This window comes from Paenibacillus sp. HJGM_3 (assembly GCF_045062745.1).
Lineage (GTDB): Bacteria > Bacillota > Bacilli > Paenibacillales > NBRC-103111 > Paenibacillus_AA.
In genome coordinates this window covers 82,974-106,265 of the sequence record NZ_JBJGED010000026.1, presented here as the reverse complement: position 1 = coordinate 106,265, position 23,292 = coordinate 82,974, and the positions used below count along the sequence as shown (strand labels likewise).

Here is a 23,292-nt window from a genome sequence, read left to right as displayed (position 1 = left end):
CGACCGATTATTGCTTCCCTTCAGCTAGCCTATCGAGGGCATTTCCACTTTTAATCTTGCGCTACCTAAGTAGTAACGGATAGATTTACTATCCGGGCAACTTTCCGGCCATCCGCGCCGCCCTGTAGACCGAAGTTTACACTTTTGTATGGGTGAATTTACAATCTGGGCACCTTTCCCGCCGTCCGCACCGCCTTGTAAACCAAAGTTTACAAATTGTTAGGGTAAATATACTATCTGAGCACCTTTTCGGCCGTCCGCACCTTTTTGTAAGCCAATCTTCGGTTAATACTAAAGCGCGGTTTACTTTTAGCCGAAGATAGCCTTACAATCCGATCATTTGTTGCCGTAAACAGCGGAATCATGTTAAGGTACTATGCTTATTTGTAAACTTTGCCTAACAAGTTCATTCCATGGACCCATTTCTCGCGACGATCCCACAACCTGTTTGTGATTTTCGCTCAATTTTGGTGTACTAAGGTTATAGTATGCCGGAGTGAAGAACACCCTGTAAACAGACTAACGTCTGTTTGGGGTGTTTTTTGTTTTCTCACTGGGCATAACGACGAATGGAGGAGATGCAATAGATGGACCATCCGAACCTGCGGGCTTTTATCGAGCAATTCGAGCGGGAAGCCACGCGACTCGGGTCATACCGCAGCAAGCTGGGGGAGGTTGAGGTGCTCTTTCTTAGGCAAGTATGGGGACCTGGGTTTCAGTTCAATTTCGAGGGGCTTCGTGCGGAGTATCCGTTTCGGGACTTTAAGGGGGGACAGCGATTCATTGATTTCGTCTATATTCTGCATGGAATCAAACTGCTGATCGAAATCGACGGTTTCACAACTCATGCACGGAACATATCCCCGGCAGAGTTCGACGATCATCTCGCCCGTCAGAATGATCTTGTCCTGGCAGGCTGGATCGTGCTGAGATTTTCTGCGAATCAGGTGGAGAAAACTCCCCAAGTGTGCGAACGCCAAATCAAGCAGGCCATCGGTCATTGGTGGTCCCTTACGCACGGAAGAATAACGGCCAAAGAGGTAGACCATTGGTCGCTCCGGCGAAATTACGTTATCGATATGGCGAGTCGGAATTCGGGTCGACTAACGCCTTCCCAAGTGGCAGGCGCATTCGAGATTAGCCGGGCGTCTGCCGTCCAGTGGATGCGCCGTTTCGTGGATGAAGGACTGTTCGCCCCGCATGCATCTGTTAAGCGTATTCGCTCCTACACGCTGGTTCAATCCTTAGCCGAATCACAGCAATAACGCATACCTGGAAAGCCAACTTAACTAATATTCCCCAAAGCCTCACCTTCCAAGTACAACAAGTTTCTACGCATCCCAACCTTATAGACTTAAACGCTCCTCATCATATCCCACCGCTTTCATTCCCCTCCATCACAGCCCCCGCAAAAGCAAAGCGCACTCTGACGACTGACAGAGTGCGCTGCGCCTGCTCCTCAAGCTGCTTGAAATGCAAAAGGGCACGCTTCTACCTCGACTATGATTTGATATTGCAGCACCATTTCGTATGTGCTAGACGGCTCTGTTCCCTTGTCCTCCTGAATTCATGGTAGCGGTTGGCAGACCGGCTCCCATCTTATTCAAGGTATGACTATTCCTAGTTATAAGCTTTACTGGACCCAGTTGAACTGGGGTTTTCCTTATCTTATACAACAAAAAAGACAGCCTTTCGGCTGCCTCCTCCCTTACATCGTCCCGCCGCCTCGACGAGTCTCAGGCGGGATCACTTCAGGACCCCGATTTATATTCTCATAGATGAACGTGCCGATCTGCTTTTCGTCGAACGCCTTCAGTTGAAGCGTCTTGGTCCACGCCGTCACCCATACGCCCGCCTCGGCCGGAACATCGTTGCTCGGGACGGCCAAAACGCCGGAGCCCGCCTTCTCGAACTTGGTCAAGCGCTTCACGATCTTGAGCTGCTCCTCGGGTAAATCCGTCCGGTAATAAATAAGAATATCGCCGTGCTCCATATTATGGACGAGCTTCTCGGTCTGCGGCTTTTCCTCATAGAAGCCGTATTTCAGATCGTGTGGACTGTGCTGGCCGGAAGTCGGAAATTTCATTTCATAGTTCACCGGACTATCGGTATGGCCTTCGCCGTAATTGCGATCTTGCGTCACTTCAATCGCGGCTTTATAGTTCAAGTTCTCGATGCTGTATTTTCTCGCATTTTGCATCAGGGCCGCCAAAAATAATAGAATCGATACCGCGAGCAGCGCATGCCCTATGCGTTGAATCACCTTGGTTTTCTGGTGAAGCTGAGCTTTCTGTTCCTTCTTCAACCGGCTCGTATTCTGCTTGCTCACCGACGAGGCGTAGATGTAACCGCCGATACTCGCTAACAGCACGACCACTCCGGCTATGACGTACGTAAGTGTCAAAATTAGCGGCCTCCCCCTATTGGACTCTTCTAGCATTATAACTTTTCATATGTATCTTATCAATGTATAGCAGCTAGTAAATGCCGCCACATCCATTGCAGAGATCACCGAAATATACGGTTCACAACATCCCGGAGCAAGCTGTTCCATTCCATGCCGGGTTCGGTTCCAGTACGATAGAGCTATCAACTCAATGAGGAGGCAGCGACCTATGAAGCCCGCCGCGGATCCGGTTTTAATCAAGGAACAGCTGTACCGATTCGATAAAATCGCACCCCACCGCCTGAGCAAGCCCGAGGACTTCACCGACGATTCTCTGAGGAAGTACAAGGAGCTCGGTTATGTCGCGATCGAACAGGTCCTCACGCCTGAGGAAGTGCGAGATGCGCTTCAGGACATCACCGATGTCATTCATGGCCGGATCGTCGGACCCAAAATTCAGCTCATGCGCGATGCCCAATGGAGCACGCCGGAGGAGCGGGAATTCGTCGTGCGCAAGCTGCACAAGTTCATTGATCATTGTCCGGCCTTGCATCGCATCTGCTACCATCCTGCCGTTCTGGGCATTCTGAACCGAATTTTCGGCGAGGATGCGCGTTTCTGCGAAGACCAGGCGCTGCTCAAGCCGCCGTCCCCGGACGCCGGGATCGAGAAGCCGTGGCACCAGGACATGGCGTATCCGAACTTTTCTTTCACAAGAATGGTGGCCGGCGTCTGGATCGCCCTCGATGAAGCGACACACGAGAACGGATGCATGCATGTCATACCGGGCTCGCACCGCGAAGGACCGGTCCCGCATTACTCGGTACGCGACTGGCAGCTATGCGACGCCTCAGTCGACATCCCGCGCGACGAGACCGTTCCGCTCAAGCCCGGCGGGCTGATGATCTTCTCCGGTCTGCTCCATCACGGCACGCCGCCGAACTTGTCGAACCAGCGTCGTCGAGCACTACAATTCCACTACGCGCCGTTATCGGCGGTGAAGATGACGCCCGAGCAGTATAAGCTGGCGTTTACAAACGAGATGACGCAAGCGGAATGTTAGCGCGCGAGCGTCGGTTCGCCGAGCGACCGGGTCAAGAAGGCTACGATCTCCGGCCACGCATCAGCCTGCGCCTTCGCATCGACTTCCGGGGTACCGCCCATGACGTATTCGTTGCCCCGGTCGGTCATGGGACCGTATGGGGCATAAATCAAGTGCCCGGCCTCCGGATAGAGCAGGTGCATCCTCTCATACGGATGGTTGTGTCGGGCCAGCTGCTCGATGATCCGTTCGCAATAAATGGAGGAGGGCCACATCCGGTCATCGCCCCCGGAGACGAGAAGCACGGGGCCTTGAATATCGTGAACCGGAATCTTCACTTCATCCACCCTAGCCTCATCCACGAGTTGGCTTAGAAAATACGGCCTGTACTGCAGCGGCTCTCCCGCTTCCCTCTGCCGTTTCAGTTCCTGCCTGACTTCCAGCGGCGCCGGAGAGTCCATGTAGGGGATCCCGGCCCCTTTCCAGGTCCATGCGAACGGTCTTTCCCCGCTAGGTGCTTGTCCGAGGCCTCCGTTCACAACATGACTCGGAACGAGCCCTACTACCGCCCGGATCTCCGGGAACAGGCTGGCGCACAATAGCGCCAACTCTCCGCCTCTGGACGTACCCACGATCCCTAATTTAGCTGCCGCGACATTCGGCTGGGCCTGCAGCCATCGGATACCGGAATGAATGTACTCCAAGGGAATATGCATCAACTGCTGCGGCAGTGCCCCTGCCTTGAAGTAAGCGAGCGCCAGCGCCGCGAACCCATGCGCGGCGAGCAGCGCCGCGTTATTCTCCCTCAACCCTCCTTCCGAACCGCCCAGCACGACGATAGCGGGATAGGGACCGCCAGAGTCCGGTACGAAAAAGGTTCCGACGAGTCCGTTTTCCCTAACGGGAGTGCGTACCACATGTGGCGCGATCATCCAGCGGGTCCAGACTGTCTCGGCAACCTTCTCCCCGTTGACGAGCACATTAAGCTTCGTCTGCAGCGGTGCGAACGGAGTGCGATGGGCTGGATCGGTTCCCTTGCGCACCATCGACCAGATGAGCCCCATCGGATCCGCGCAGCGGTATGTACCTTCCCGGGGAATCTGTACCGCGACGCGGCATTCTCCTCGCGAATCTACCCAAAATTCCCCGAACGATTCCCAATCCGTACCCCAGTTGTCCCGAACGGCAGCCCGGACCGTAATCCAAGCATTCGCAGGGGCACCGCTGATACGTATGTCGGCCGGCTCGTCCAGCATCGCCGGATTCGGAGTGACGCTAATGCGGGGTTGCCCAATCAATCGGTTTCCTCCTCCCGTACTTCCTTCATCGTACCATATTTCTCCTTCAGTAGGAGGAAGCAGCTCACGAAGTCAAGGATTGCAATCGGGTGAACAATCTTGTACTCTTATACATAGATATACGATGCATCTGAATTCAATGTGTCTTTGGTGTGAAAGATCACCCCTAGAAAGGAGCTGAATCATATGCGTGTGAACAAAGAGCTGATGAAAGGAAGCACCGTGATCCTGATCCTCAGTCTGCTCGACCGCAAACCGATGTATGGATACGAAATCGCGAAAGAACTCGAACGGCTGTCGAGCGGGCTGTTCCTGATGAAGGAGGGGACGCTGTATCCGATTTTGCATGCTTTGGAGTCGGACCGTGAGGTGGAGACGTACTGGAGCGAGGTCGAAGGCCGCAAGCGGAAGTATTACGTCATTACGGAGCTTGGGCGGCGTAAGCTCGGGGAGAAAAAGCAGGAGTGGACCCGCTTCAGCCGGGCCGTGAATCAAGTGCTGGGCGAAGGAGGGGCGGTCTAATGGTCAGGGATATTCATCCCCTTGTGCAACAATACATACGCGACGTGTGCGCGAGGATCAAAGCCGTGGAGCTGCACAGGGACATCAGGGAAGAGCTGGCCGGGCATGTGGAGGAGCTGGCAGACGAGATGATGGCCCATTCACCCGAGATCGAGCGCGAAGACGCCCTGCGCAAGGCCGTGCAGCACATGGGCGATCCAGCGGAAGCCGGAGCGCGCCTGAATCGGATCCACCGCCCGAAGACCGATTGGAGCCTGGTCATGCTGCTCGGGCTGATCATCGGATTTTCGCTCGTGCTGATGTATTCGGCCGATCGGTCCCAGATGGCTCTGTCCCACTTGTACCCGTTCCACCTTTTCGAGAAAAAGGCGATCTATTGGGGCTTGGGATTGTTCATGCTCCTGGCGATCCGATGGATCGATTACCGCAAGCTATCGCGTTACTCCGTCCCGATCTTCTGGGGGATGATCGCGCTGATGCTGGTTACTTGCTTGACGGGACTCGAGGTCAACGGCTCCCGGCGGTATCTGGATATGTTCGGCCTGAGGCTGGATATCATCGCGCTAAGCCCATATGTACTGATCGTCGCCCTTAGCGGGATCTTGGTTCGGCACGGCACTTCTATGGCCTGGTGGAAGCTGTGGATCTCTTATGTGCTGCCGCCGTTCTTCATCACCCTTTTGGCTCCGGACTTCATTAGCAATTTGATGTACGTAGCGGTCGCCTACCTGCTGTTCGCCAGGATTTACGTCTCCCGAGCGGTTCGTATCGGAATTCCTATCGTGCATATGTTGGGGCTGCTAGGCTCGATCTTCCTGCTACGAGATAACTCGTATCTGCAGATGCGATGGAGTAGCTACGTCGACCCTTATGCCGATTCGCAAGGGGCGGGGTATATGATCGTCCAATCGCTCTCAATCATCCGCGAGGCTGGATGGTTGGGGCATGGAATCGGAGTACAGGCCGCTTCCCGGCTGCCGGGCCTCCACTCGGACATGCTGTACCCGTATCTCATCGCCGTCTTCGGCTGGTTGGGCGGAATCGCGGTCTTCCTCGCGGCAGCCTTGCTGCTGCAACGCATCGCCCGGGCGGCCAAGCTGGTAGCGGACCCTTACGGCCAAACCATCCTGACCGGATTCGGCGCTTGGCTGGGCATGAAGTTCGCCTGGTCGATGGCGATGACGCTCGGATGGGTGCCCCTCATGACGATCCAGTTGCCGCTCCTAGGATTCGGCGGGGTGAACACCGTAGCGGAAATGGCGGCGCTCGGCCTCATGATGAGCATTTATCGGCGCAAGGATATGATCCGTTCAGCACCGCCAGTTCCTAGACGTGCGAGCCGTTAGCACGGTTCGGGTTGCGAGGTGGATCGTCATTTTTGCCTATAGACGGCATAATCGGTCCTCCTCGCCCACTCGCTGTCGCATGCATAATTGACCTCGCAGTGGAAGTCCAACACGACTTCCCGGTCTTCAGGAAAGCTAAGTCCGCGCCGGATCAGCTCCATCGGCACTCCTCCCTCCGCTGACGAAGGTTTGGATCGGTCCGTCCCAATCCTCCCTCCGAATCTCCTCATAGCTCCCTCCCGTATAACTGCGAATCACGTTCCGCCAGAACGCTTGGGAGGGTACATTCGTTTCCACTTGCCGCACGGTCCATCGCCCAGGAAATCGATCGAACAGCTCAACGGCTGCTGAGCGCCCCAGCCCGCTTCGGCGATACTTGCGCATAACGAAAAATTCAGCCATGTCATAAGCGTATGGTTGATCCCCGCTCTCGAACCGTCTCACCAATGCAAGTCCAGCCAGCCGGCCGTCCACTCTAAGGAAGAACGGAAACCGGCCTGTTTCGGTCCAGTAATGGTCCAAGTATTTGTATTCGAACAGGCCGTGCTCATTAATATCGTCAGGCAAGTAGTCGGTAAAATCATATTTGTACAACGACAACAGCTGCCGCATCACCGTTTTCTCCTCGAACGCCGCAAGCTCAAGCGTCATGTTTCCCATTTGCCTCATCCTCTCGACTCCGGCACCGTGCCGTATGTAATCATCATCGTCGGGGCAAACAAAGCGGAAAGGGACACCCCTTGCACCCGAAAATACTCGGTCATGCTTTTCTCCGAGCGGTACAGCTGCTCCGCCTCCTCCAGCGTTAACCCACGCTCCACAAGGCCGGACACGTACAACTCTTTATCCGCGACCACCCGGCCGAGGCCGTCCTCGGATAAGGAGGCATACAAGTCCGCCCGATCCCCATCCGGCAAACGGGAATGCAAGTAGTTGACCCGGTCGCTTACTCGGCACTCCACCCCAACCAGTCCTATCCCGCTCATGTACACAGATAACTTAACGCCGATATTGCCGTCTTTGCCGGTACGGGTTTTATCGAGGTGATAGAGCTTTTGTAAAATACCTAAGGCGAATGTATTCGTCGGTTCCAAACCCTCATAGTACAAATTCGCCATGCTTGAATTCCAGTGCGGCTCGATGCAGATTACCAGTCCTCCCGGTTTGACGAAGCTCATCATCGTGCGCAGCACGTTCAGCGGTTCCGGCATATGGAGCAGCACCGCCTGGCAAATGGCAACGTCGGCTTCGCTCTGTCCCTGCAGCTCGTCCAGATCGGCTAGTTGGAACTCGGATCGATAAGGCAGCCCGCCAAACCGCTCCCTCGCCTTCTCGATCAGCAGCGGACCTTTATCAATCCCAATGTAGCGGGAGCCTTCGGCCAGCAGGGGAAGAAGCTTTAGTCCGACATCCCCGTACCCGCAGCCGAAATCCACCACCTCGATCGGTCTTCCGCCCAGCCTCCATACGTGACCCACCAGAAAGGACCAGTAGTCCGAATTGAACAATAGCCCGCGCGTTTTTTCCAAATACCCGATTTTATCGTCCCAATGCGGTGTCTCCAATGTCCATCCCCCGTTCTCAGCCTCAGTGCTACGAACATACATCAGAGTTGCAATACCTGTACAGGTGAAAATTCGGTATAACGATTTTTCCGGTGCATCGATAAGAAAATAGCCGCATGCTCCCTCAAGAGCATACGGCTTAGGCAGAGGCGGGTATTACGAGAAAGGAACGGCCGAATCCGGGCTCGCCTGCGCACGAATCCGAATGACTGGACCGGCTGCGCCCTCCGCACCCGCAGCAGCAGCGAGCGGTTTCGCATCGGACCGGTGATAGAACGACGCCGCCGGATTGCTGATCGACAAATTGTACAGATAGCTGAAATTCGGGAACGTCGTCTGGTCCATCAGGTAAGCGGAGCGAAGCGCCCAACGGCGGCGAAGCCGGTTCAGGTCAGCTATAATGCCCTCCCCCGGCTTGACGCCGATCCCGTGACCGAAGTACGCGTTCGGTCCGACCAGAATGACATTCTCTCCGCTCCACTCGGGCGTCTCCCGGTTGTAGTCCGGGTTACTGAAATAGAGCACATCCCCGGGGTACATCTCCGTACTCGTTTTAATCGTCCTTAGCCCCAAATTCCGGTCGGCGTTCGTAGTCATGAGGAGCAGGTTGTTGAAATGTCGGCTGAATATGGCGTCGCCGAGCATATCGAGAACCCCTTTGTAAATAATGATGACGACCGCCGAGGCGCATTCGAACCCGTACATGCGGCCATTGATGAAAATATCGCGAATCGCGTCCGAGGAAGCAACACCCGGCCGTTGCTGGAAGCCGCCCATCGGCGTGCGGATCCAGTACTTCGGGTTCGCCTTCGATTTGCGCAATGTGGCGAAGACGGCCCCGCTCCGGCCCAGGTCAAGCGCCGCCCGCACCGTCGCGGTTCGAAGCCGGAGCTCGAACAGAAGCTCTTCAGGTGAAGCATATTGATACGTAACCGGAGAACGCTGCTTCTCCTCCAATATCACTTTCTCCGTTACCGACAGGGATGAAGTATCGATCGGAGCCGGGGCTCCGGCAATAAGGATCATCGTACAACCAGCCTTCCATGCGGTGTAGTGGTGCTACTACCCATAGTATGACACCCGCCCGCATTCGGCTACTGATGCGGCTAGATCACACGGAAGTGAAAGATGGCGACAAAGGAATGTAGAACTTGGCACCGGCGGCAACGTCGTACACATAGCCTTCCGCCGGGTCCGCATTGTTCTTGTACCGGTGGATAAGCGTCACATCGCCGAGATCGAGGCGGTATGTGCCGGCATCTTCCAGCGCTTCGGCGCCCCGGATCGTGTAGACCGCATTGCGGTTCTCAGCATGCTCGATGTAGATCATCGCCCGCTGAAGGGGCTCGAGACTGGTAACGGTTGTGTCGAAGCGGACGTCGACATAGTTGTGCGCGGACATCTCCTTCGTAAAATCGACGACAGCCCCTTCCACCCGCCCCGGACCTGTTGCCCGACTATCATGGGCCGGACCAATCACCGTACCGTCATGAACATAACGGTGCACGACCCGTCCATCCTGCTCGGCATACAGGCCGAAAAAGCCGCTGAACGCGATCCGGCCGTCCACCATATAGCCGGCTTCCTGGTTCCGGGCGTATACAATATAATCCGTTCGACCGTTTGCGAGCTGCACCCGGATCGCGCGGGCTTCTTGCTCCGGCACAGGCATGCCGTCCGTTGTGACCGAAACCGTCTCGATGGAGCGAATGTGCCGATCAACGCGATACGGCTCCAGGACGGACACGAACAAGCTGTCCAGCGACTTCCCTCGTCCGTCGCGATGAGCAATCATATAGCGAAGCTCGGCCGGGTTGCCCAGCTTGTTCCGGGGCGGCACCCCGTCGGCGAGGGCGACCTCGTCGACCGCGTTCAGCATCGTGAGCCGCAGATGTACATCGGTGTCGGCTCCGGACCCGCGGCCGTATACGTCCCACGTGTCGCGGACGTTCCAATCGACGCTGAACGGGCCCTCCGGTCCGATTGCCCGTTCCACGTTCCTCAACCAGTGGAAGCCGGACCCGTTGTACTCCGCCGCGGGCGCATTGTCGCCGTCCCACTCCGGCTTGACCCCGAAGGCGATATCGGGTCCCGCATACGTGCCTCCGTTCTGAGCCTCAAGCGTCAGTCCTTCCGTCGCGACCGTCCCTTCCGCGCTATGGAAGCTGAAGTGGTGCTCCGTTCCGCCGCGCACCCGGAACAAGTCGACGGCATAGAACCGCTCGGCATCGACGCGGATCATTGCCGTCGTACGCCGATACTGGTCGGTCTGCGGATACACATGCGGGGCTTCCACATCGATGAGCTGGACGAGCCCGCCGGAGTCGTAATGATTCGGCCGGCCAACGACGTGCAGCTTCGTCTTCTCCCGGTCTACGAGGACGGTGTTATGGCTGATGACGTTCAGCACCCACTCCTTGCGGTGCCGGTCCATCGCATTCGCCTGCTCGGGATACCCGAGATCAGGGAGCAAATCGAGTCCGTACGCATGCAGGCCGATGTTCAGCGTATCCCGATGGCCATGGCCGCCGTTGCGGCCGTAATACAGCCACACGTCGCGGAGCGTGCCTGCGGCCGCCTCACCGTCGCGCAGCGCTGCAAAGCCGTAGCCGGTCAAGTTCGTGCCGCCGAGCTCGAAACGCCCATGTAGCGCCACCGCCTGCTCAATGTCGGCCGCAATCCGCTCCGGTTCGTCGGTGAAGATCGAGCTGTGCAAGCCGGACGCGCTGTTCCCGTTAAGCGTATAGGCGATCTGCGCGAACACCGGATCGCCGTACTTTCGGAACGCGAGCACCGATTCCTCCAGATTCAAAAGCGTGCCCGGGTTGCCGGTCTTGCCGGTGTCCCCGATCTGCGCCGTGTCGCGTCCCAACATCGTGACGGGGTAGACGCTATGGAACATTTTGCGAAACTTCACATGCTCGTACAGATCCGCATCCGGGTACCGGTCGTACCCTTCCAGCACGTCGGCGACTTGGAGGTATGTGCTGAGCCAGAGCCGATTGTACCCGGGGGCCGCCTCATCGCCGTGACCGTCCCGGTCCACATCGTTAACGAGGGTGTTCCACACGTTGCCGCCTGTCAGCCGGTCCGGATTGCGCTCGTAGCCGCCGGCCTGGAACGTGAAGTCGAGCCACTGCTTCGTCTCCGGGTCCGAGTCAAGCACGACGGCTGCGAAGGCGAGCGCACTCTGATGGAAGCCGTTGTTCCCGCGGATGTCCGCCGCGCGGAACCCTTCGTACGTCTCGCGGAGCAGGCCGTTCTCCATGTTGGCCGCGATCAGCGAAGCCGAAAACTTCGGGGACAGTCCGTACCGTTCACTCTTCTGCTGCAAGAAGCGGATCAGCTCCGGATCCTCGAGGGCTGGGAAGAACGCGTCATAGGCACTGACGAGGGTCTTCGCGGTACTCGTCTCCCAGATGCAGCCTACCGTCTTGCCCCGGCCCGAGCCTCCATGCGAGTTCAAGTACACTTTGGCATCATGACGGGAAACGTCCATGGTCGGATAAATATCGGCGAGACGGTCGAGCAGGACCGCTCCGAACCGGGCATACTTGGCCTCCCCTGTAAACAGGTAAGCATCCCGCAAGGCGATAAGGCTGCGGAGAATGATCGCCTCCGCCCCGAACCAGAGGAACCAATGCGTGTAATACGCAATGAACGTATACCGATAGCCGCTCACCGGATCCACCCAGCCGAAGCCGTCATCGACGCCCCACTGCTCCCCTTTTTCCGGATACAGCGTATTGACGAGAAGCGTGCGGTCCGCGAGGCCCGGATCGAATTCCCCTTTTGCATCCAAGCCGCTTCGGTAGTAGGCGCCAAAATCGTTCGTCGGGAACGAATACCCGCTTGTCGGGTCGGTCAGCTTCCATGGCACGCTCAGCGGATCGGCTTTCCACGGATAGTTGCCCAGCTTATTCAGCGGGTTATCGCTCGGCGGCGCGTCGGACAGCGGACTGAGATTGCCGAGGATTTGGTTCGTTTGATAGCTGCGCGGCAGCTGCTGAGAGGGTACGAGCTCCCAGACGTAATCCATCCCCTTCTCTACGATCCGCTCCGCATAAGCAACAGCCTTATCGCGCGCTGCACCCGCCCAATCGTACTTCTGCACATTGGCTCTTGCCGCCCTGACCTTCGCTTCCGTGTAATACGTGGATCTTCGCTTCACATGCTCCATGCACGCGCCTCCTAGATCAACCTTGTATTGAACCTGTATCTCCCCTCATTATGATCCTTGCCGCCGCCCCTGTCTACAACAAAACGAAATAGCCCGCATAAAAAAACTTGCCCCTGTCAGCCGAAGCCAACCTGGGCAAGTTCCTCGTTTATGGCTCTATCGCGATTCCTTCAAGGGTTAGTTGATGAAATTCGCTTTTTGCAAAAACCGCTTCAGCATCGTCGCCGATTGGGCGCGGGTCGCGTTCTGATCGGTGCCTAGCGTCGTGTCGGTCATCCCGTTCACGATACCGGCCTCCAGTGCGGCTGCGACCTCTTTATGTCCCCAGATGATTCGGTTCGAATCGCTCCAGGCCGACAGCAGCTGAGCTTGTTTGGCAGAATCCACTTCGACGTTCACACCCGCATAGCGGAGGGCGCGAACGACCATCGCGGCGAGTTCTTCACGCGTAATCGAGTTGTTCGGACGGAACGTGCCGTCTTCGTAGCCCTCGATCAGCTTGGATTGAGCGGCTGCGGCTACTATGTCGGTGTACCATTCGCCCTTCGGCACGTCATTGAAGTACGTCGCTCCCGTCACCGTAGTGATGCCAAGCGAGCGCACGAGCAAGGCGGCGAATTCCGCGCGCGTAATGCTGCGGTCCGGCTCGAACTTCGTGTCGGTTACACCGTCGACGATCAGCTTGCTGGCGAGCATATCCACATAGGATTGCGACCAGTGGCCTTGAACGTCATCGAACGTTTTGTCGAGCTCAATCACCGTATAGATGCTGTTCGAGTTCCGCTTGATCTCGGCGATCGTCTTCCCGTCCTTCTCGGACGTGGTGCTTGGGACGAAGCTGATCTTGTGGCTGACCGGGTCATACACGACGCCGGTTGCCGGTTTCGTCGGCTTGCTCTTCAGCGTCAGCAAGCGGGATACGTACGTGTCGCCGAACGAGTCGATGTTCACCGTCTTGCCATTACCTTCGGCGGTTAGGGTGAACTCAACCGGGTCTGTGACCGAATCGGCATCCAGATCATCGATCGCTTTGGCGATGTCGCTGGCTACCGTTCCCGTTACCAGAGAGATCTTCACGTTAATCTTCAGATCCTTTACGTCGACGCCGAGCTCCTTGGCCAGTGCATCGAGGTCCAGAACCGACAGCGGGAGGATGTATGTACCGTTCACTCCCACGATCGTAATCGTCGCGCCTTCCTTCTTGATCGCATCGATCAGGGCGGAAGCCGGGATTTGCACACTGTCGCCTTTGACGTTCAGCGTTACGTTGGTGTGGTCGGCTAACGACTTCTTCAGCGTGTCGCTGTCGACGGTGCCGTTCGTCACGTCAATCGTGCTGCCCGGTGTGGTTGAACCACCGCCGCCACCTCCACCCCAGCCACCGCAGTAAGGCGGACATCCGGTTGACGGGGGAGCGGAGCCCCTAGGCACTGTTAAAGGATCGCCCCACTCCTCGTCGTTCACGAGTGTTTGTAGAGTAATCTCTTTATATGTAGTTTCCGTGACGGAGAAGTCGAACTTGTAGTAATAATGCCCATTGCTATAGGTGTTGTACGTCACCGTACTTACCGAGTGCTTGTAAAATAAGTTGTTATTCGAGTACACATTCAGATAGACGCTTTCCGTTACTGCCGGCTTGGAATCGAAATACACTTCGCCGGTTACGGTCCCATCCCAGTTGAACTTCACATCCTTAAACCAGGCTTGTCCAGCGAATGCGAGGACGGGGACGAGCATCGAAATGATCATCACCGCAGCGAGCAAGGTAGACGTCTTTCTTAACATCGCTTTGTTCAGCAAGCTGAACCAGCTCCTTTCCAGGGGAGATTCATGTTTTTTCGCATTCGCGTCGGGAGAATTTGCTTTGTTCATTCTTTCTCTCACCTCCTTTCCCATTAAAAATGCATTCCAAAAGCCAGGCACATAATTATAAACATTCGTTATACGGTGGTATTTTATGGGTATCGATGACAAATAATATGGTGAATTTTGATAATCCCCTAGAAATGTTACATCTTGTAACTTTCGAAAGAATTTCTATTCAACAATCAGGCAATATAGCGTAATTACCCCCATCACTTGCTCATGAACCACGCAAAAACAGATGTTTTCATTAAAATATCTATAACATTGGACGAAAGTTTAAGGGGTGAAGTTGCGCGGTAAAATTTAATTGAGACTTTGGTCGGAGGTAGATTTCGAGGTCTAATAAGAATTATTGATAGATAGACGCCGGTCTGAAACCGCCGAGAGCGCACGTCCCGCAAGGGGTTTGGAATTCCAGGATCCTCCATTTCGACTCCGGTTTATCAAAAATCCGCTTTTTCGCAATGTCCCGGTTCGACAAAATCACCCGGCAGGCTCAAAAGCCCATTTCGACAAAAAAAACCGTCCCTCTCGCAGTGGATGCGGTTGAGACGGCCGTACACATTTGATTGAACGTCACGGATTAGATGAAATGCAAGATCTGAAAAATATAAATGACGCTGACGGGGATCAGGAACAAGTTCTTGATGGCGATGAGAGCGGCGGCTTGCATCGCAGGGGCCTCGAAGCGGGACCAGGAAAACTTGCTCATTAGGGCGGCCACGAACGATTGCCTGAATACCGCCTTCAATACCGCATTATAGAGCAAGAAAATAATCAAGAAACCGATAAATTCCCAGATCGCTTCCGACTGGCGGAGCATGCGGATGCCCGCAAACATCTCGCCCCAGGCCGATCCTGATTCCAGCAGGCTGCTTAGGGCAATATCCGTTCCCTTAGCCAGCACGATGACGTATTGGACGAGCCTCACCGCCTCTACCACGACTTCCAGAGCGAATTGCCACCACTTGGTTAACCGTTCCCTGAACAAGGTCTGATACGACCGGACGATCGCGATCGGAACCGAGATGAGGAACAACAACATATAAGAGAAGTAGGTGCTGAATGCTTCGATGAACTGCTGAACCGCCTCAATCAGGAACAATGCCGACCAGCCACCTCTCTGTCGTAAGGTAGAGACGATGCCCCGTCTCCATTATGCTCGTATCAACTGGAGAATCGGGCGGGTTATGGAATCGAATCGATCCGTCTCGTCCAGACCGACCCAGGCTGCGCCCATTAAATCCTCATTCCCCGCAACCCCCGGATCGCACCGCAGCTCCCCGCCGATGATTTCCGCCATATATGTATATTTGCCTACCCGTTCCTGCAGGAGTCGAAGGACACGAATCGTGTAACCGGTTTCTTCTTTCAGTTCGCGAATGCAAGCCTCCTCAGGCGTCTCCCCCGGCTCAATGCCGCCTCCTGGGAAGTTCCAGACGACGTCTCCCCGCTTGACACGCTGTTTCACCATCAGCACTCGATTGTCCTGGATCACAATGGCTTCGGAAATCCCGTACGTAGGCTTACTCAAAGTGAATCATCTTCTTTCTAAATGGAGATAGGGGAGAACCGCGAACGGTGTCGTTTTTTGTATTCGCGATCCGGCCTTGAAATCCTCTAAATGAAAAGACCGTCCGGACAATTTCCGAACGGTCGTTCAACTTAAGCATTTTTGCGTTCCAATCGTTCCTGATGCCCGTGGCTCCGCTCGAATTCGATCGCGGCCCGCTTAATCGCTCCGAGCTGTGTCGCCAAGTAGGCGATGAAGAGCATCAGCACGACGCCGATCCCGATGACCGACCAATTCACGGACACTCCGGCCTCCGTCATCATCAGGTAGATCGTGAGCCCGGTGACCGTCAACACGTTTTCTGAAAAGTTTTGTACGGCGATCGTCTTGCCGGAGCCGACGCTCCACTTGCCTTCCTCCTGCAGCATCGTGTTGAGCGGAATGACGAACGTCCCACCGAACAAGCCGGTGAAGAAGAGCAGCGTAACCGTCAGCCACAAGTAGTACGTGAACGTGGCTATCATCACAGTTGCGAGCATCAGCACGCCGAAGAAGAACGCCCGGTGCAGCCGCCCTTCCGGCACCCAGCGCGGGGTGACGAAGGCGCTGGCCACGACGCCCATCGCGGTTACGCCGATTATGAGCGACTGCTGATCGGTATCCGTGATGCCGAGGTTGATCGGCAGCCAGGCGATGAGAGCGATCCGCAGCACCGCGGCCGTCAGCCAGAATGCGCCGGTGCCGATGAGCGAGAACCGGCCGCGCGGGTTGGTCAGGAGCACCTTGCAATCCTGAAAAAACTGCAGCGCCGCGCGCCCGTATCGGATAGACGCGTCGCCCGCTCGTGCGGGCACGAGGAACGTCATGACAATCGAGAGCACATACACGGCTAGGCAGACGAGAATGGCGGGCAGGTCCGAGTTTTGCGCGAGCAGCCCTCCGCATACCGTTCCCAGCAGAATGGCAAGAATGGTCGAGCCCTCCACCTTGGCATTCGCCCGCAGCAGCTCGCTCTCCGTCGTCGTAAGCTCGGACAAAATGCCGTACTTGCCCGGCGAGTAGACGACCGCCCCGATCCCGACGAGCAAGTAGCAGAGTACCGGCGACACCCCAAGCAGCAGCAGGGCGATGCCGGCTGCCTTCAGGATATTGCCGAGCAGCAGCACATGCGCCTTCGCCTTCTTGTCGGCGAACGCCCCGACGATCGGCGCGAGAAGCACGTACGCGCATAGGAAAGCGATTTGGATGTAAGCGACGGTCCCTTCCGGATTCGCCACGCCTTGCCGTTTAACCATACCTACGATCAAGAAAAAGTTCAAATTGTCCGAAAACGAACTAAGAAATTGGGTCAACACCACGGCATTCAGCGGAGATAACCATTGGCGCAGCTTCGACATCGACAACCCGTATCGCTTCCTCTCCCTCTTCTCTCTCTATTCCACTGCTCTAGATTACCATTTCCTGTGGGGGCAAGCCAACTAAAACCCACAAAAAGGCCTCCATCCCCGAGGATGAAGGCCATTTCGGCATACGTCAAAGCTTACTTTAGTCCATCTTGAACGTGATCTTCTTCTGCAGCGCCGTAGAGGCTTGTTCGGCATACCCGTCGAAGATCTCCTTGCCTTTGTAGGTCGTATAAATTTCTTGCGAATACTTCGGCCAGTTGCTTGCATCCTTTTCCTCGAACAGCACTTTTGCCAAGTACAGGTTCATTTGCTTGCGGAACGCACCCAAGTCGAGTCCGGCCGGTGGAGCGACATTCGTACCCAGCACGTAGTACTTGTTCTTTTTGAATACGTCCAGTATGGCCCGGTCATGGTCCGTCTCGCGCGGGTCAATGAATTGCAGGCCGATCGCAGACGGGTCCTTCACCCCGAAGCTGAACACGCTGCCCCATACATCCGTGAAATTGCCGTTATCGACAATGTCTTTCTTGAAGGCATCCGGAATGAGCGTAATTTTGTTGCCTTCCTTCTTGTAGTGAACGCCCTCCTTCCCGTAATTCGCGAGCAGGAAGCCTTCCGGAGAAGCGAGCCAATCGAAAATTTCCATAATACGCTTGATTTTGTTTTCCGGCGTCTTGGCATTGATCAGGAAAGGCAAGCCCGGGAGCGTAGCGTACGATACCGGCGTATCTCCTGCGATGTGGAATGCGACGAAATCCGCCTTCGGGTTGCCCGTAACCTCTCTCGTCTTTTTCAGTATGCTTGCGCCCGAGTTATCGAACGCGATATCCCGGCTGCCGCTGTAGAAAATCCCGACTTTCCCTTGCTGGACCTTGTTCAGATGCTCGCCGGCTTTGTTCAGGAACCAGTCGGGATCGACGACTTTCAGATCGAGCGTCTTGCGGATGTCGTCAATGATTTTGCCGGTTCGCTGGTTCGAGCCCGTATCGATAAAGTTGTTGTCCTTGTCAATCAGCAGACCGGCGCCGAAGCCGTGCTTGAACCATTCCGGGAATTCCCGGGACACATTCTGCCCGCTGCCGGAGGTGGTGAAACCGTACGTGTCGTTTTTGCCGTTGCCGTCGGGATCGTTGAATGTGAACGCCTTCATAACGTTGATCATTTCGTCGTAATTCGTCGGCACCTTCAGCCCCAGCTTATCCAGCCAATCCTTCCGCACATAATAAGCATGGTATTGATTTCGCTCGAACGGTACCGGAGCCCGCATAAATTTGTTCTGAACTTCGTAGCGCTTAAGCTCTTCGGGGGTCACCCATTTGAAATAATTCGGCATCGTCTGAGGCGTTACATACTTGGATAGATCCGCGACGGCGCCGTCGAGAATATATTTGGTCGTCTTGGCCCCTTCGGCGTGGAACATATCCGGTGCGTCGCCCGTACTCAGCTTTACATTGAGCTTAGTCGAGAATTCTTCGCCCATCACGCTGTAGTCCATTTTGATCTCGACATTGAATTTCTCTTCAATCGCCTTGCGGATGAAATCTTTGTCCCCCGCAGGCAAACTGGACGTATTGGTAGGTACGGCGGTCATAAAGCTAAGGGTTAGTTTCTCCCGTTGGGGGGCTTGTGACGCAGCAGGGCTGGCGGTGCTGGTCGTCGGGGCGTTCGTGGCGGTCGGTTTCGCTCCGTCCGTAGAGCTGCTGCAGCCGGCGAAGACAAGCACCGAGACCAGGCTGAGGCATGTCAATGGCTTCCATCTGTTCAAAACGATGACCTCCCATAATTTGATCAAGCTCGAGATTGCCCGTTCATGCATGCTAATGATGAATAGGTCGCGATCACCTCCAACCGCCAATCGTACGAGGAGAATTAGCTTAGATGGGTTGGCCACATATTGTTCATATATTGTCTATTTGAATCATAAACGATAAATGAAACCGCTGTCAACGACAAAAAAAAGAAGCGGCGCCGTACCGCTCCCCTTCGGATGGACAACTTGTTTACAATAATGGCTGAATCCGCTGCCGGAACTGCTCCAGCGACTCCAGCTTGGCCCAATACAGCTTCAGCTCCCTGCGGAACAGGTCGAATTCGGAGGGCCGCATGTTCAGCGCCTCATACGTCTCGAAGCTCGGGATGATTTCGCGAAACAGCTTGAACCGCGACACATGCTGCGTATGACGATCGCTCTCCGCTTCTGCTGCGGTCTTGGAGCTGGGCAGGCTGTACGCATGCCGGCCCAGCAGCCTCTGCCCGGTTTCGCCAGACAAGTATTGCAGGAAGGCGAGTGCCTCGTCCTTGACCTTGGAGCGCTTATTCACCGCGGCTCCGATATTCAGCAGCAGCGTCTTGAATTGGCCGGCATACGGGAGCGGAGCGATGTCGAACGGAAAGTCGCAGTCGTGCAGCAGGTTCAGGTTGTAGTACGTCGTCATGATCATCGACGCCTTCTCTTCTTTGAACAGCAGCTCGGCATCGTTCTCGCTGTCCAACAGGAATACCGGCGCGTCCGTCTGGCTGTAGAGCAGCTCGCGTGCAAACTCCAAGCCGCGGATAAGATCGGGCTGATCGAGCTTCAGCGCCCCGTCTTCGTTCCGTTCCATGCGGACGCCGTTCTGGAGCAGGAAGACCGACCACCGGTTTTCCGACAGAACGAAATAGTAAAATCCGAAGCGTGCCTTGTCCTGGGACAGCCGTTTGGCCGCACGGACCAATTGATCCCACTTCCAGCTGCTGTCCGGCTCCGCCAAGCCTGCTTCCGCGAAATGCTTCTTGTTGTAGCACAAAACGACGGGCGAGAACGTGAGCGGCTGCACGAACAGCCGCTCCTCTTCCATGAACATCTGCGTCAAAAACGGATAGGCGTCCGGATTGGGCTCGAGCGGCTGGAACAAGTCGCCAAGCATGCCCCGCTCTTGAAACAAGAGGAAATGCTTGTTGTTGACGGTGAGCAGATCCAGCATGTCATGATCCATATAGGACTGAACCGTATCGCAGTAGTCCTCCGAGGGCAGGAGCACAAGCTGGATGTGTACGTGAGGCTTGGTTTTGTTGTACGCCTCGATCAGCGTCTCTAGCGCCATATCGCGCAGAACAGACCGGTATACGCCGAACTTGACGTTCACGAGAATCGGTTTCTCCATCTCGAGCACCCGGCTGCCGACATTCGGCACTTTCTCGATGTATCCGTCCTGGCGCAGCACCTCGAGCGCGTGACGGATTGAATTGCGGCTCAGCCGGAAGCGCTTCGTCAGCTCGAGCTCCGGCGGCAGCAAATCTCCAGGCCCGAGCGCTCCGGACACGATATCGGCTTTCAGCTCGGCCAGCATTTCCTCCAACCTCTTATGGAAGGTCACACGATCAGGTCTATTCAATCTCAATCTTCCTTTGAACCGGCGTAATGAGGCTAATACGCTAGTTATACCATACTGTTCTCGAAAAATCATCCATCATTGTTCATACATTGTTCTTACTTCCTTGACCAAGCTTTTGGGAGCTGCCAGACAATAGCCTTCTACGATGAGGGGCTCCAGTTCGGTCCAGCTGTCCGGTGCCGCCGCATAGGTCGACACCCAGCCGTGCTGGCCGATGTAGGGCGTCTTCCAGAAGGTCCCTTGCTGTTGCCCAATCAGGAACTGCTGCATTTCTTTCGTTGCTTTGATCGAGATCACCGGGCCGCTCTCCAGGCTCCCGCCGAGGAAAATGAACGATTTGTTGCGTACGCGGATCACGGTGTGGCCGAAGCCGTCGATCACTTCCTCAACCTCCGGCAGCTTCTTGACGATTCTACGGACGTTCTCCAGCATGCGTCTGCCTTCCTTGGACATGATCACATCCACATGACTCATCGCGATTCCTCCTTACTTAACCCTTGGCAGATTGACTTACGGCAGATGGCTTCGCGGCCTTCCGTCCCGACCAGGCGACAGCCAGACAGACCAGACCGCAGAGACCGAACAAGATGCGCAGCGGGACGCCGAAGCTATCCGCCGTATCGCCGGTCGCTCCCATCGTGCCGACCATGAGCGTCGCCATGCCGATTCCCGCGATCTGTCCCAGATAGCGGACGAGTGCCAGCAGGCTCCCCGCCAGGCTGCTCTTCGATGCGGGAGCGGCGCTCATAACCTCGGCATTGTTCGTCGCATGGAACAAGCCCATGCCGATGCCGAACAGCGCCAGCTGCAGGCTGAATGCAAGCGCTCCTACCGTAGGGAGCAGCACGACGAAGAGCATCGATACGCCGCAGCAGAGCGCTCCCGCTGCGATGGGGAACGTGCCGCTGTACTTGTCGCGGAACCAGCCGGCGAACGGGGCGACGATTCCCATCGCGAGCGGCTGCAGGATGAGCAGCGCTCCTGTCGCCCAAGCGCTGTAACCGAGCTGGGTATGCAAGTAGAACGTAATCGGAATAAGGGTAGCGGTCTGCGCCAAATTGATCAGGAGCGAGCTCAAGTTGCCTTGCCAGACGGTTCGCCTGCTGAACAGCTCCCTGTCTATGATGCCGTAGTCGATCCGGCGCCCCTGCAACCACAGCGCGACCAAGAGGAGGATACCCGCGCCTCCTTCCACCCAGGTGGCCGCGGAATAACCGGACGGCTGCCGCGCGGATTCGGCGGCCAGCATGAGCAGACACGCGCCGGCGCCCAGCAGGAAGGCGCCCGCGAAGTCGAACGGCGTCCGGGCCGACTCGCTCTTCCCCCGCGGGAACCAACGGATGCCCAGCGCGGAGGCGGTCAGCGCGATCGGCACGTTGATCCAGAACAGCCACGTCCAGTCGATGAACTCGAGCAACAGCCCGCCTAGCGCCGGTCCCGACAACGTGCCGATCGAGATGACGACCGCGTTGATGCCGAGCGCCCGGCCGCGCTCGTGATCCGGGAACACTTGGCGCACCATCGCCTGGCTGTTCGCCATGATCATCGTCGCGCCCACCCCCTGGAGGCACCGGGCCAGCAGCAGCGCGACGAAGCCTTGCGATATAGCGATCGCGAGCGACCCGACGCCGAACACGAGGAAGCCGGCGCTGTACACCTTCCGCCGCTCCATGCGGTCCGAGAGCTTGCCGAGGAACGGCAGCAGCACGACCATCGTGAGCAAGTAGATGGTGGACACCCACCCGATGCGTGCTAGCGATACATCGAACTGCTCCGCCATAATGGGCAGCGAAACGTTCACGATGCCCACATCGAGTGTGGAGATCAAAGTACCCATATTGATGATTTGCAAGATTCCCCATTTGTTTCCGTTCTGCGATGACAATCTTCTCACCTCTCCCGGATGATTGTACCACAGAAAGAACCGCTCAGGATGAGCGGTTCTCAAGTTACAGGCTTTTGATTAAGAATTCGTTTCCTCCGTGGATGCGGCCGGCGTTTCGGACGCGGTGCCGTCTTGCGCTTTTTCATGCGGCTGGCGTTTGGCTTGCACCATTTTTTTCAGGCTGTCGGTCATGCCGTCTTTGAGCTTGGCGATCAGGTCGTCTTCGGAGATCCCTTTGCTCTGGGCGATTTCGGCCAGCGATTGGCCCGACTGCAGCGCGGTTTTGAGCTCTTCCTTGGTCACACCCAGAATTGTAGTGAGCTGCTCCTCATTTCCGAACAAGCCGAATTTGCCTCCGCGTCCTTTGTCGCCTTTCCCTGGGTCTTTGCCGAATTCAATAGTACCCGATGCAAGTTGGGACAGTTGGTTTTCCAGCTTGGCCCGCGCGGCATCCGCTTGAACCGTCGAGAGTTTGCCGTTGCTCACGGCATTGTCAATCCGCGAAGTAATAACGGATCGTACGGTTATGGTAAGGCTTTCCGGGCTTGTACCGTTTGCGTTGGCAATATCGACTACTGACTTGCCGGCCTTCAGTTGCGAACTCAGATCCTCTTTGGTGATGCCAATAGCAGAAGCTAGCACGTCCTCATCGATACGGAAGTCGCCCATTCCCTGCTTACGGAATTCGTCTTTGATGTGCTTGAACTCGCCTTTCTGTTCTACTGCAGGTGTGGACGTATCGGTAGACGTTGTGTCATCGGCGAAAGCTTTGGATTGCAGCAGGCCGGCAATGCCTCCCCCTAGGATGACGGAAGCCGCCAAAGTGGTCGTAAGCATTTTTTTGCTAAGCATTTTCATTAGAGAATCTCTCCTTTTTATGTAGGGATCGTCTTACAATTGCAGTATAAC

At 56.0% G+C, this 23,292-nt stretch carries 20 protein-coding genes; 4 read left to right on the top strand and 16 right to left on the bottom strand.

Annotated elements, in window-relative coordinates:
• The first annotated feature begins 587 nt into the window (after nucleotides 1-587).
• Complete coding sequence (locus ACI5FR_RS25100) at nucleotides 588-1,265, top strand: DUF559 domain-containing protein (RefSeq protein ID WP_405459507.1); 678 nt, start codon at nucleotides 588-590, stop codon at nucleotides 1,263-1,265.
• Between the two features lie 443 nt (nucleotides 1,266-1,708).
• Here the strand turns inward: ACI5FR_RS25100 and ACI5FR_RS25095 are convergent, their stop codons facing one another.
• A complete protein-coding gene (locus ACI5FR_RS25095) occupies nucleotides 1,709-2,404 on the bottom strand; it encodes a DUF3105 domain-containing protein (protein WP_405459505.1) in 696 nt (231 codons plus the stop codon).
• A gap of 211 nt (nucleotides 2,405-2,615) precedes the next feature.
• On the opposite strand from ACI5FR_RS25095, the gene ACI5FR_RS25090 reads away from it, so the two are divergent.
• Nucleotides 2,616-3,449 (top strand): phytanoyl-CoA dioxygenase family protein, encoded by an 834-nt coding sequence (locus ACI5FR_RS25090; protein WP_405459502.1) that lies wholly within the window; start codon nucleotides 2,616-2,618, stop codon nucleotides 3,447-3,449.
• On the opposite strand, the gene ACI5FR_RS25085 is transcribed toward ACI5FR_RS25090, so the two are convergent.
• Nucleotides 3,446-4,726 (bottom strand): acyl-CoA thioester hydrolase/BAAT C-terminal domain-containing protein, encoded by a 1,281-nt coding sequence (locus ACI5FR_RS25085; RefSeq protein ID WP_405459500.1) that lies wholly within the window; start codon nucleotides 4,724-4,726, stop codon nucleotides 3,446-3,448. The genes ACI5FR_RS25090 and ACI5FR_RS25085 overlap by 4 nt on opposite strands.
• Before the next feature lie 186 nt (nucleotides 4,727-4,912).
• Between ACI5FR_RS25085 and ACI5FR_RS25080 the strand changes: the two genes are divergently transcribed.
• Entirely contained in the window at nucleotides 4,913-5,248 is a 336-nt protein-coding gene (locus tag ACI5FR_RS25080) for a PadR family transcriptional regulator (RefSeq protein ID WP_405459497.1), read from the top strand.
• Complete coding sequence (locus ACI5FR_RS25075) at nucleotides 5,248-6,594, top strand: FtsW/RodA/SpoVE family cell cycle protein (protein WP_405459495.1); 1,347 nt, start codon at nucleotides 5,248-5,250, stop codon at nucleotides 6,592-6,594. The genes ACI5FR_RS25080 and ACI5FR_RS25075 overlap by 1 nt, the downstream gene beginning before the upstream one ends.
• Before the next feature lie 26 nt (nucleotides 6,595-6,620).
• Here ACI5FR_RS25075 and ACI5FR_RS25070 read toward each other — a convergent pair whose 3' ends face one another.
• The 14 genes from ACI5FR_RS25070 to ACI5FR_RS25005 all read right to left on the bottom strand — a co-directional run bounded on the left by ACI5FR_RS25070 (nucleotide 6,621) and on the right by ACI5FR_RS25005 (nucleotide 23,241).
• Entirely contained in the window at nucleotides 6,621-6,755 is a 135-nt protein-coding gene (locus ACI5FR_RS25070; RefSeq protein ID WP_405459493.1) for a hypothetical protein, read from the bottom strand.
• Nucleotides 6,730-7,263 (bottom strand): GNAT family N-acetyltransferase, encoded by a 534-nt coding sequence (locus ACI5FR_RS25065; protein WP_405459491.1) that lies wholly within the window; start codon nucleotides 7,261-7,263, stop codon nucleotides 6,730-6,732. The genes ACI5FR_RS25070 and ACI5FR_RS25065 overlap by 26 nt, the downstream gene beginning before the upstream one ends.
• Nucleotides 7,260-8,159, bottom strand: a complete 900-nt coding sequence (locus tag ACI5FR_RS25060; protein ID WP_405459489.1) for a class I SAM-dependent methyltransferase — start codon at nucleotides 8,157-8,159, stop codon at nucleotides 7,260-7,262. Before ACI5FR_RS25060 ends, ACI5FR_RS25065 begins: the two co-directional genes overlap by 4 nt.
• A gap of 156 nt (nucleotides 8,160-8,315) precedes the next feature.
• Nucleotides 8,316-9,185 (bottom strand): protein-glutamine gamma-glutamyltransferase, encoded by an 870-nt coding sequence (locus tag ACI5FR_RS25055; protein WP_405459486.1) that lies wholly within the window; start codon nucleotides 9,183-9,185, stop codon nucleotides 8,316-8,318.
• A gap of 85 nt (nucleotides 9,186-9,270) precedes the next feature.
• The gene (locus ACI5FR_RS25050) at nucleotides 9,271-12,339 is read right to left on the bottom strand and encodes a heparinase II/III domain-containing protein (protein ID WP_405459485.1); all 3,069 of its coding nucleotides are present in this window, start codon (nucleotides 12,337-12,339) and stop codon (nucleotides 9,271-9,273) included.
• A 177-nt stretch (nucleotides 12,340-12,516) separates the two neighbouring features.
• Complete coding sequence (locus tag ACI5FR_RS25045; protein ID WP_405459482.1) at nucleotides 12,517-14,211, bottom strand: S-layer homology domain-containing protein; 1,695 nt, start codon at nucleotides 14,209-14,211, stop codon at nucleotides 12,517-12,519.
• Nucleotides 14,212-14,788: 577 nt separating this feature from the next.
• Nucleotides 14,789-15,310, bottom strand: a complete 522-nt coding sequence (locus ACI5FR_RS25040) for a hypothetical protein (protein WP_405459480.1) — start codon at nucleotides 15,308-15,310, stop codon at nucleotides 14,789-14,791.
• Between the two features lie 51 nt (nucleotides 15,311-15,361).
• Nucleotides 15,362-15,739: an NUDIX hydrolase gene (locus tag ACI5FR_RS25035; protein ID WP_405459477.1), complete on the bottom strand. Its 378-nt coding sequence runs from the start codon at nucleotides 15,737-15,739 to the stop codon at nucleotides 15,362-15,364.
• A 131-nt stretch (nucleotides 15,740-15,870) separates the two neighbouring features.
• On the bottom strand, nucleotides 15,871-17,115 hold the full coding sequence (gene lplT / locus ACI5FR_RS25030) for a lysophospholipid transporter LplT (RefSeq protein ID WP_405459513.1): 1,245 nt from the start codon (nucleotides 17,113-17,115) through the stop codon (nucleotides 15,871-15,873).
• Nucleotides 17,116-17,263: 148 nt separating this feature from the next.
• Nucleotides 17,264-18,889: a type 2 periplasmic-binding domain-containing protein gene (locus tag ACI5FR_RS25025; protein WP_405459475.1), complete on the bottom strand. Its 1,626-nt coding sequence runs from the start codon at nucleotides 18,887-18,889 to the stop codon at nucleotides 17,264-17,266.
• A gap of 235 nt (nucleotides 18,890-19,124) precedes the next feature.
• Nucleotides 19,125-20,498: an extracellular solute-binding protein gene (locus ACI5FR_RS25020; RefSeq protein ID WP_405459473.1), complete on the bottom strand. Its 1,374-nt coding sequence runs from the start codon at nucleotides 20,496-20,498 to the stop codon at nucleotides 19,125-19,127.
• A 75-nt stretch (nucleotides 20,499-20,573) separates the two neighbouring features.
• Nucleotides 20,574-20,972, bottom strand: coding sequence for an MmcQ/YjbR family DNA-binding protein (locus tag ACI5FR_RS25015; RefSeq protein WP_405459471.1), 399 nt, complete (start codon nucleotides 20,970-20,972; stop codon nucleotides 20,574-20,576).
• Between the two features lie 16 nt (nucleotides 20,973-20,988).
• Nucleotides 20,989-22,383 carry an MFS transporter gene (locus tag ACI5FR_RS25010; RefSeq protein ID WP_405459468.1) on the bottom strand — a complete coding sequence of 465 codons (1,395 nt, stop codon included), beginning with the start codon at nucleotides 22,381-22,383 and terminating at the stop codon, nucleotides 20,989-20,991.
• 78 nt (nucleotides 22,384-22,461) lie between these two features.
• A complete protein-coding gene (locus ACI5FR_RS25005) occupies nucleotides 22,462-23,241 on the bottom strand; it encodes a hypothetical protein (protein WP_405459465.1) in 780 nt (259 codons plus the stop codon).
• Nucleotides 23,242-23,292 lie beyond the last annotated feature (51 nt).